Genomic DNA, 9,782 nt, shown 5'->3' with positions numbered 1-9,782 from the left:
TTGAATGATTTCTTCTTGGTCTACGTGCCATAAAATACTCCATATATTGATGTTTATAACATCATTTGAGGAGCAGAATATCACTTATAGGAGTTGTTCAAATTTACGGATCCATCTCTTCTAAACATACTGAAAATTTTGATTTTCGTTGTAGCTTTAGTTATTTTTATTAAATTCATTATAAGTGAATACTTAGGTGTAATTTTTAGCAAAGAAATTACAGTTTTTGCGGGGATGTTTTTAGCACTCGCAATTCTTGTTTATGAAATTATTTCAATTTGTATATCTAGACTAATTAATAAAATTCACTATGACGCAGATCAACGTGAAGCTATTGAAACATTTGAAAAGCATCAACTTAATGTTGGCTTTATCGTAGCTGACTTGCCAAAAGATCAAAAAAACAATGAGTTAAAAGATTGTGTTGAAGCTTATATCACTCTAGCGAAACAAAATTTACCATTTGTTTTGATTAATTCAGACAATGTATCTACTTCAGGAATATATTTTTCAGGGCAACGTGGAAAGCGTGACCATAATAAATACAAAATCATCATTAAAAGAAACTTAGACTAAAAACAACCTTTTAGAAAAATAAAAAAGCCAGTATAGAACTGGCTTTTTTTGCTTAGTACGCTTAAAAATAATTTTCTTCAGGATACCTAATTCTTTGTAGAACAACTCCAATTAAGCCCGCTACAAGCATGTAAACCGCTTTCATATACCACATGCCCCACATAACGGTAATTGTGGTCGCTGAAAATTCTTGTACTGGCTGACCAAGAAAATTAGTTGTTTGATTAAATGATTTTTCTGAAGCTTCAAGCGCATAATAATTTAATGCAGGGAATAAGCAGACAACCAATAAAACAGCTACCGTAGGGTAAAGCATAGCTTTAGGTATATCCCATTTGATAGCAAAGTACAGCGCCACTACCAAAGCAATTAAGCCAACACTAGACTTCATTCCAGTGGCAAAATCTAAACCTACGGCACTTGAGCCTTTCCATACTAGAAAGCAAAAAACAGCTATCAGAAAAGCGACAAAGCCCGCAAAAATTTTAAATTGTTCCTGTTCTTGGTAATCCATATATGAATCCTTAACTATTAACTGCGGTGTCAGTATGATTGTTATAGCCTAACAACGGTTTATTTTCAGGTGGTGGAATGTCTACAACGTCCCGATCGACATTGACCAGAATTGATGTGAACTCACTTGAAGCAATCAATTCCTTTGCTTCAGTAATATAAGAATCTTCAGTCTGATCATTGATTAAGTAAAATGCCGTTGGTGGGTTGGTGTCTGTAAGCAATACGTTTGCAATTGGACTTTTAGGGCTTAGATTATATCGCAAGCACTTAATGAATGACCTATTCTGCATTGTAAGCGTGTCTAAGAGTTCTTTTTCACCCAAGCTCTCAAATGGTAGCCAAGTTTGATTTAAAGGCACTAGAGCAATTTCTTCAATCTTTGCGATACCACTATCCGCAAATCCAAAAGTCCCAATTGCTAATAGGTTTACATCGTCTTGATAATGCGCCTGCTCAAGCTCGGCTTCAAAGCGTTTATTAACTCGGCTATACATTTTTGCATCCATAAATAAATGCAAGGTTGGGGCATGTTTTAGAATGATTCTGCCCCCATCAAAACGTGCATCTTCAATAGACTTAATCACACCAATAAATATTTTTAATGGGCGTTTATTGCCTTTAACTTTCAGGTCTGCCAACTCTGCTTTTCTTCGGGCTTCAATCTCATTGTGTTTGGTTTGGTCGTAATATTCAGGGATATAAACCAATCCACTTAAATCATCTTTTTTATTCTTTTTATCATTCAAAGCTACTTTTAATGCCTTGCGAAATTGAAACCAATTATGCTTCATGTTCGGTTGGTGGCGGTTTAACAAAGCTTCTTCAAGCAAGTAATCTAACGTCCCTTTTAAGGTCAATTTTGTTGTTTCAGCTTTTACAGTATCTTTAGGTGTATCACTTGGCGTAGGCGCTTGTTTGGATACATTGCTTTTTGACAAACTGAACTCAAACTTTAAAACACTTGCCCCTGTTTCATCTGTCTTGATAGCTTCCCCAATAACCTCGCCTAGTCCTGAAATTTCAGTAGGTGGCTCATAGCTTAGGCAACTAAAGTCGTGCTGATCTGCGCTGTTAGGCATACGCTTTAAAACAAAGTTTTCGCCAATTTTAGCGATATACATTTCAATGTTTTTTTGTGGCAGACAAGCGCAAATAGGTCTAATCCCTTTTTGATAACACTCTTGCAAAATTGCCTGTGTTAATACTTCATCATCAGGACTAACAATTTTTCCATTATGTATAAAATTATTCATAAAACCGCCCTCATTTAATATTTAGGTGTGTTTCGATTAGGCGTATTTGGGTTTTTAATACGCTGATTAGGTGCATTCAAATTGTCTTTTGGTGCATTCGCTTTTTGCTTTAAAAGCTGTTCTCTAAACTCTGTATAGACTTCAGTTTTATGCCGTGAATCGAATCTAGCTTTTGACTGGTCTTTAAACTCATTAAAGTATTTATCTGAATATTCAAGATTCAATTTATTGAAAGGAATCTCGTATTCTTCATTTTTAATTCGTGCTTTCATTACTGGCTTATCTTTAACTTTATAAGCATCAATAACTTTTAATTCAGTACCTTTTTCAAAAGTTACCTTTTTAAATAGTCCTGTTTTAATCTCAAGATCATTAGTAAGTTTTACAAGCTCACCTTTTGCTATATTCATATTGCCGTTAAACTTAACGATCTCGTCACCAAGTAAGGCTTTAGATTTCAAACTTGCTCTAACTTCAGAAACGATTTCTTCTTTAGTGAATGTTTTATTTTCACTGGTCAATGAATACAGCTTGCTATTTATTCCAAACAATTCACGCTTATTCTCTAAATGCAATCTATGATCATTTAAATAAGACTTCATTAAATTATCTTTAGATTCTACAAGTGTGAAGTCTGTAGAGAACTCTTTAGTTTCTGAACGTCCAAGTACCTTTTTGAAGTTTTCAAAAGCCGTTACTTCTCTTTCTACTGGTTTGTAATTATGGTCATAAGAAACTTTACCGTCAGGGGTCTTAACAGTTTCTTTTTCATTAGTTGCAAAAGTTAAAGCACTATAATTGATTTGAATATTTTGCTTATGTCGAGTTAAAGCAACATAAGTTAAATTAGCATTCATATTTTCACTAGCTACAATATAAGCACTATCTACAGTCATACCTTGTGATGAGTGAATAGTATTTGCATAGCCATGTTTGAACTGGTCATATTCCTTTAAATCAACTCTAACAATTCTGCTATCACTTTCCATTTGAACCATCATAGCTTTAGGATTATTGAATTTATCCTTTTCAAAACCTATTACTTTAGCCAGTTCACCATTACTAACTTTCATCTGTGAATTATTTTGTTTGAATACAATTTTCTCACCGATGGAAATATCTAAATCACCTTGATAGTTTTTCACAGAAACACTTTCAGGATTAAGCTTACCTTGTTTGATAAGCAATGCTCTAGCCATTCGATTTAGTTCATTCACATCACTATTTGAATGAGCAAGCATTAATTTACTTTCGCTAGAATCTTCACTCCATGACTTAACAGTTTTAGCTAAAGCTAGATCATGAGATTCGTATTCATTAACCATATTAATAGATTTATAAATATCTATTGCTTTACCTACTTCATGCTTAGAAAGATATTTAGATGCTTGAATCATCTTGTCAGATTCTTTGGCATGTTTCTGACGTTGAATATCCTCTAGTGAAGCAATATTTTTCTTATCTAAGTTTTCTTGAATATTTGCAAATACATGACCCGCACTTACTGCACTTAACTGGTAACTATCACCAACTAATTTTATTTGTGCATCGTGTTTTTCTACAAGCATAAGCAAGCGTTGCATATCTCTTGAACCGACCATGCCTGCTTCATCCAAGATCAATACAGTTTTATTATTTATTTCTAAATTACCGCTATCATACTTAGACAAGAAAGAAGCAATTGTACTACTTGGAATATCACAATCATTCGCTATAGCCTTAGCTGTAATTGCCTGTAATGCGATTCCATATACTTGATAATCAGATTCTTTATAGGCTTCAGAAACGGCACTTAGAACGTATGATTTACCTGTGCCCGCAGAACCATTCAACAATGTAATCCGATCGGTAGAAGTTAAGGTATAGAATGCTTTTTCTTGCTCACTATTAAATGTTCTTGTTTCAGCAACACGTACCGCATTTAAAGGTAATTTCTCAACTAGATTAAATGGTTTTTGAATACGGCTTTCCTCATTAGCATTATAGATAAATGTTGAGATTGATTCCTCAATACCTACAAGCTCTTTAGAAGAAAATACGACTTTATCTTTACCATATAAAGTAGCCATATCAGGGCAAGTTATTACCGATTCATAAGCTTTTAAATATTGTTCTTCACCATCTGTATGAGCCATTAAAAAACGCTCTAGCTCACGCACTGAAAAAACAGATTGATTAGAAGTTAATGCTTTAATTGCTTCGCTTGGGCGCTCAATTATTATTTCACCATTTTGATGACGTACTTGCTTAATATTTTCATTGATATGGTATTTGTGACTGCTAACGTAATCAGCTCTAAAGTTTTGGCTAGACAATTCAATACCTTGCTCTTTAAAACTTCTATGATCAATACGTGCATCAATACCTAAGTTTTCACAAAAATCATTTACATGGTTAGCCCATTCTAGGCGGGTATCAACCACAAACATTTTAGAAGAAAAATAACGATCTTTACCCGCACCGCCCTTTTCAGGGTTTACTGGATTATAACGCTTAAAATGCTTTACTTCGTCACGCTCTATACCGTCTAATTTTCTTTCAGAAAACATAAGGTGAACATGCGGGTTTTGCTGACCATCACTAGCTAGAGGACTATGAATTGCATAAGAATAAGTGAAGTTTTCACCTAAAGTTTTTTCAACAAATTTCTCTACTAATTCTTCTCTTTGTTCTTTATTAAGTTCTCTAGGTAATGAAATTTCTAATTCAGTATAAACACGCCCATTAATACGCTCATTCTTATCTGCTGACTTCCAAAAGTGTTTTGCATCAGTAGCCCATGACGGTAAATTTCCAGATTTAATATTTTCTAAATCATCTCTTTTATACTTTCCATCACGGTTAATGTAGGCGTAATGATTTGCGCCACGAGTTCCTGTAGAACCGTATTGCCTGCCTGTCTTAACTGATAAGTGATAGATCGCCATTTTATGCCTTTTTTGCTTTTGCTTTTTCTGTTTCTCGGAGAGAAACGCGGAAGCGTGCATTCCTACTGCTATAGTCATGATAACCTCTCTATATATTCGCTACAAGTGACAAAACAAATGCTTGCATTTGTCCGATTTTGAAGCAATGCAAGGCATTGATTTTAAAAGCGGTTTTTGGGGCTGATTTTTGGCTTTTTTTGTAATTTATTTTTATATAGATATGGGGTTTCACCCCAAGCCCCACATAAGGGAATAATTCCCTTATGAATCCCTACACTTCGCCAGTGGGTCATCGGGGGTAGACACTTCGTTTACACCCCCTTTAGGATTAGTGTGTTTTTTTGATTTTTGCTGATCAATATGTTTTCAGATGAGCCGTGAGCCTATGGCTTCCGTTCAGTCTGAAAAATATTGACAGTGCTATTGCCTTTGCGAACTCTTATAGTTTTTTGTTGCTTTGTATTTTTTTGGGATTTTTTAATTTTTCATTGTGATATTATTTGATCACCTTATAACTTTTGGATTAAGAAAATGAATATTGAGGATTTTAAATTTACTGAAGATCAAAAAAAATTCGTCACTGAAGAAATTGATCGTTTAAAAAAACTTGAGAACAAAAGTCAAACTGAAGAAATTATCTTAACTTTAGTTTCTAACATTGAATCAGGTACGCCAACGAAACAGCAAATTAGTTCTTTTGAACGGATTATGAAAAATGAGTTTAAAAAATATAAAGCTCGTTTAGAACTGGAAAAAATCAAGGAGGATGAAAAAAAACTTCTTGCAGGTTTAAAAAAAGAAGTCCAAGTTGCACAAGCTAAAGATCGAAAAAAACGTGAACACAAGCTTATTACAATTGGCGCTCTTTTTGAAATGGTAGACTTCCCATCTGAAGATAAAGGCATTATCACTGGGATGCTTTTAAGTGCTATTGAAAATGCAAAAAATAACCCAAGTTATTTTGATAGTTTGAAAGCTTCAGGTGACAAATTTATTAATGATCGTGAACAAGCAAAAAAATCAAAAAGCACTTTAGTTGATAATTCAGGAAGTGTTACTGCTGAATGACTAAAATTGAAATATCTTATATTTTGTCGCAACCCTGCGGGATTGCTTTGTAAGTCCCGCTTAGGGGCAAAGGGGAGTAGTTGCGGTTCTGCGGTCAGCTCGACAAAATCACAGATTTTGTCGGCTTCGCTTGAACCTTGCAACGGTAATCAGGGAGGGAAGAATTTTTATATTTCTTCAGTTCGCAAAGTAGACACTTTGCTCTATTGATACCGCCTAGAGTTTAGTTTTTAATATCATCTTTAAAAATATATAAGCAGGCAGTACCAAATAGCAAAGTTGTAGCTAGATTAAAAAATATTTTAATCATTTCGTAAAAATCTTGATTTGGTTGTCCAAGATCATTGTACCAGTGGCTACTTATAAAATTCCCAATGTTATACCCTGCCAACATTCCTACAAGTGTATAAATAATTATCATCAGAATTTTAGATTTATACTTAGTGTTTTTCATTAAAATTTTCCATTTGCTCTATGTTCTCATAGTAATCTAATTCAGTTACTTTCAACTCTAACAATATTGAGTGATAAAAGTTTAATGGTAGATTCAAAAGTTCATTGTGTACCGCCCATAAATCAACTTCAGATTTAAAAAGCTTAGTGTATCTTGGTTTGCCTTTTTGGATTCTTTCGCTTTCTTCTGCAATTAGTTCGGCTCTAATTTTATTTAACATATTGATCATATCTATAGCTGTTTGATCTATTGTATAGATATATGAAGTTTTGCCATTCATCCATAATTGAGCATCACGCTTATTGAACTTTGTATTTTCTTCATAGACTACATTATAAAAATCTATAACCTGTTCCCGACTGTATAAGCCATTCTTAAAGCATTCTATTTTGAACTGTGCATTATTCATATTAGTGACCTCAATAACTTTATGTTAGCTCTTACCTGTTAAGACTATGCTTTTTTGCATATCCATAAATTTGATTCGCAATGAACCGCAATTTTTTTGCTTCATTGGAATATCACCCGCAAAAAAATTGCGGGCGACTTTATCACCACTTTTTTGGTTTCTATATTTGATTTAAAACCAGTAATGTTGATTCTAAATCTTCAATATGTACACCTAGTTTTTGGGCTAGTCTGTGCATGTTTTTATCATCAAGTATTCTTAGCGCTTTGTGTAATGATGCATAATTATTTAATGTAGAAAACTCCTCTATTTTATCATCAATGTAAACTTGATCTAACCCAGCATCTTTAAAACACTCGATCACCTTTAGCCCAACAAAAGATAATTTTTCAATCATTTTAACCTTTCCTTAAATTGCTTCATTGATTAGTAAAGAAAGCCCCGCAGGGCTTACTTTATTATATTTGATCTATAAGGCTTATTACTCGTTTAGATGCGTATATCCCATTTGCATTTAACTGGCGTACCCAAGCGCCCCGACTTGGCGACCATTTAAAACCATTACTTTTTAAAATTTGGCGTATTTCTTCCGTAGGTTTACCATCAAATATAAACATGCAACGGTTTTCTATTTTGCATTCTGTATATTTATAAAGATCGTTCTCAACTTCATTTGAAGTTCTATTTTCAAGTGTTTGCAATTCTGCAATACGCTTTTTCAAGCGGTTAATTTCAGCATTATTATTCTGAAGTGAATAGCTTGCAAAACCAATTGAGCCATATTTAGGATTTAATACGTCTATAGCTTTTTCTTCAGAGAATCCAAGTTCAATTAATCCCTCTAAACGTGCATTGTGTTCGGGAAATTTTTTAATTAACTTGTTAGCCTTTTTCATTAACTCTTGCGCCTGCTGTAACTTCTCAAGCTTGCTTTTAAGTTTTTCTATTGCATTAGGGTCGTCACTTGAAATACCGCCCTTGCCTACGCTATCAGCTTTATTTTGATAGTATTCGGCTTTCTTCATTTCCTGAACTGATTTACCCATAATAGAGTGAATTTTAGAACGAAAGTTTCTATCTCGTTTTTCACTATGATGACCAACTAAAACTGGCTGTCCAAACGGTATACATTCAACCATTTGATTTGAACGTGTCGCCAATACTGTGCTTTTTACTGTTGCTTTATCAGCTAAAGCTTCATAACGATCTAAGCGGTTTTGTTGGCGTTCTTCATAACGGTTTAAGCGTTCTGCTTTGATTGCATCATTGTTATTTTGGTCGTTCATAATTCAATACCTTTTTAATTTAAGTCGCCAATCGACTTAATAAAAACATTATACCTAAATTGATTTGTTAGTACAAAACAATATATGTAAACAAGTGTAATTTTTATTGTGTGTCTTGAATGCTTCAGATTTGCGCTGTAGCGGGTTGTTTCTCTTTCCTGTGGTTTTGGTCACTCCCGATCTGAACCAAGCCCGCAGGCATTAAAAAAGCCCCTTGCGGGGCTTCTTTTCTTTTAATAAATCAATTTATAAATTGCTGTAGTATCTAAAACATTCCTATTTTTATGTATAACGTCTTTTATGTAATCACTAAAAAAAACGGCTCTGCGATTGATTGCAGGTTTTGAGCTGTATGTCATCATTGCAATTTTAGACAATGCAAATAAATTTACCACAATTGAAAATTCTAGGGCATTCAGGTTAAACGCTTCGTCCCATCCATTTTCCATATAAAAAATTGAATCAGATTGCAAAGTCCAAAAGCCGTTTTTAGTTTCCCATACTCCCCCGTCATAGCTTTCACATAATCGGCTTGCTTCTTGATATAAGATATTTTCCCATACATAAATTGTATGAGCCATTGCAACTGTATAGCGTGGAAATTCGCTTTCTTGCATTGACTGCATAGCAACTAGGTCGGTTTTATTAAAGCTGTCATAGCTCATGTCTGCGATTTCTTCATCAGTCAACAAAACTAAATCAGTCATTTTTTAATTCCTTTGTATGAGGTCGCCAATCGACCTGATAAATACATTATACCTAAATTGATTTGTGAGTACAAAACAATATATGTAAACAAGTGTAATTATTATTGTGTGTCTTGAATGCTTCAGATTTGCGCTGTAGCGGGTTGTTTCTCTTTCCTGTGGTTTTGGTCACTCCCGATCTGAACCAAGCCCGCAGGCATTAAAAAAGCCCCTTGCGGGGCTTCTTTTAATTATGCGTATGATGAAACATAACTGCGCTTATAAACCTTTGTGCCTGTTGCTAGTGTTTCGTATTCGTGCGGTGTCGCTCTGATATAGCTTGTGATCATGATATAGCCGTCTAAAATTTTCTTTTTAATTGGTTCTCCAATAAATTCGTTTTGCTTTGGTGATACTTCACTTTGCATAAAAGCCGTATCATGTGAGCGTTTAGCAATTTCCCGAACTTCACAAAATGCGCCTTTCTTAGAGATGGATCCGTAAATTTGAACAACTCCTATAAGTGATATTCTGCTCCTCAAATGATGTTATAAACATCAATATATGGAGTATTTTATGGCACGTAGACCAAGAAGAAATCATTCAA

The 9,782-nt window shown here is 34.2% G+C and carries 11 protein-coding genes; 2 read left to right on the top strand and 9 right to left on the bottom strand.

The genetic code is table 11. The features are described from left to right. Positions 1–138 precede the first annotated feature (138 nt). Entirely contained in the window at positions 139–576 is a 438-nt protein-coding gene (locus CDG56_RS16005) for a hypothetical protein (protein WP_017480454.1), read from the top strand. A 61-nt stretch (positions 577–637) separates the two neighbouring features. Here the strand turns inward: CDG56_RS16005 and CDG56_RS16000 are convergent, their stop codons facing one another. From CDG56_RS16000 to CDG56_RS15990, 3 genes are read right to left on the bottom strand one after another with little or no spacing between them, the layout of a single operon-like run. Next, positions 638–1,090 carry a hypothetical protein gene (locus CDG56_RS16000; RefSeq protein WP_004993232.1) on the bottom strand — a complete coding sequence of 151 codons (453 nt, stop codon included), beginning with the start codon at positions 1,088–1,090 and terminating at the stop codon, positions 638–640. Positions 1,091–1,100: 10 nt separating this feature from the next. After that, a complete protein-coding gene (locus CDG56_RS15995) occupies positions 1,101–2,345 on the bottom strand; it encodes a DUF1173 family protein (protein ID WP_015060702.1) in 1,245 nt (414 codons plus the stop codon). Between the two features lie 14 nt (positions 2,346–2,359). Further along, a complete protein-coding gene (locus CDG56_RS15990; RefSeq protein ID WP_017480453.1) occupies positions 2,360–5,272 on the bottom strand; it encodes an AAA family ATPase in 2,913 nt (970 codons plus the stop codon). A 531-nt stretch (positions 5,273–5,803) separates the two neighbouring features. Between CDG56_RS15990 and CDG56_RS15985 the strand changes: the two genes are divergently transcribed. Further along, positions 5,804–6,340 (top strand): conjugal transfer protein TraD, encoded by a 537-nt coding sequence (locus CDG56_RS15985; protein WP_015060720.1) that lies wholly within the window; start codon positions 5,804–5,806, stop codon positions 6,338–6,340. A gap of 223 nt (positions 6,341–6,563) precedes the next feature. On the opposite strand, the gene CDG56_RS15980 is transcribed toward CDG56_RS15985, so the two are convergent. From CDG56_RS15980 to CDG56_RS15955, 6 genes are all read right to left on the bottom strand, one after another. Next, positions 6,564–6,794 (bottom strand): hypothetical protein, encoded by a 231-nt coding sequence (locus tag CDG56_RS15980; RefSeq protein WP_017480467.1) that lies wholly within the window; start codon positions 6,792–6,794, stop codon positions 6,564–6,566. After that, positions 6,781–7,203: a hypothetical protein gene (locus CDG56_RS15975; protein ID WP_015060719.1), complete on the bottom strand. Its 423-nt coding sequence runs from the start codon at positions 7,201–7,203 to the stop codon at positions 6,781–6,783. The genes CDG56_RS15980 and CDG56_RS15975 overlap by 14 nt, the downstream gene beginning before the upstream one ends. A 160-nt stretch (positions 7,204–7,363) precedes the next feature. Beyond that, the gene (locus CDG56_RS15970) at positions 7,364–7,600 is read right to left on the bottom strand and encodes a hypothetical protein (protein WP_015060718.1); all 237 of its coding nucleotides are present in this window, start codon (positions 7,598–7,600) and stop codon (positions 7,364–7,366) included. Between the two features lie 61 nt (positions 7,601–7,661). Beyond that, the gene (locus CDG56_RS15965) at positions 7,662–8,489 is read right to left on the bottom strand and encodes a DUF3560 domain-containing protein (RefSeq protein WP_015060717.1); all 828 of its coding nucleotides are present in this window, start codon (positions 8,487–8,489) and stop codon (positions 7,662–7,664) included. 233 nt (positions 8,490–8,722) lie between these two features. After that, positions 8,723–9,196: a hypothetical protein gene (locus CDG56_RS15960; RefSeq protein WP_015060716.1), complete on the bottom strand. Its 474-nt coding sequence runs from the start codon at positions 9,194–9,196 to the stop codon at positions 8,723–8,725. A 230-nt stretch (positions 9,197–9,426) separates the two neighbouring features. Next, a complete protein-coding gene (locus CDG56_RS15955; protein ID WP_227519086.1) occupies positions 9,427–9,603 on the bottom strand; it encodes a hypothetical protein in 177 nt (58 codons plus the stop codon). Positions 9,604–9,782 lie beyond the last annotated feature (179 nt).

The organism is Acinetobacter sp. WCHA39 (assembly GCF_002165385.1).
GTDB lineage: Bacteria > Pseudomonadota > Gammaproteobacteria > Pseudomonadales > Moraxellaceae > Acinetobacter.
The sequence above is the reverse complement of the archived record's forward strand: the minus strand, read 5'-3'. Positions and strand labels throughout refer to the sequence as shown.

Coding starts and splice junctions, on each gene's coding strand:
- CDG56_RS15955 (WP_227519086.1), bottom strand. CDS start 9,603: ATGCAAAGTGAAGTATCACCAAAGCAAAACGAATTTATTGGAGAACCA.
- CDG56_RS15960 (WP_015060716.1), bottom strand. CDS start 9,196: ATGACTGATTTAGTTTTGTTGACTGATGAAGAAATCGCAGACATGAGC.
- CDG56_RS15980 (WP_017480467.1), bottom strand. CDS start 6,794: ATGAAAAACACTAAGTATAAATCTAAAATTCTGATGATAATTATTTAT.
- CDG56_RS15990 (WP_017480453.1), bottom strand. CDS start 5,272: ATGGCGATCTATCACTTATCAGTTAAGACAGGCAGGCAATACGGTTCT.
- CDG56_RS15995 (WP_015060702.1), bottom strand. CDS start 2,345: ATGAATAATTTTATACATAATGGAAAAATTGTTAGTCCTGATGATGAA.
- CDG56_RS15970 (WP_015060718.1), bottom strand. CDS start 7,600: ATGATTGAAAAATTATCTTTTGTTGGGCTAAAGGTGATCGAGTGTTTT.
- CDG56_RS16000 (WP_004993232.1), bottom strand. CDS start 1,090: ATGGATTACCAAGAACAGGAACAATTTAAAATTTTTGCGGGCTTTGTC.
- CDG56_RS15975 (WP_015060719.1), bottom strand. CDS start 7,203: ATGAATAATGCACAGTTCAAAATAGAATGCTTTAAGAATGGCTTATAC.
- CDG56_RS15985 (WP_015060720.1), top strand. CDS start 5,804: ATGAATATTGAGGATTTTAAATTTACTGAAGATCAAAAAAAATTCGTC.
- CDG56_RS15965 (WP_015060717.1), bottom strand. CDS start 8,489: ATGAACGACCAAAATAACAATGATGCAATCAAAGCAGAACGCTTAAAC.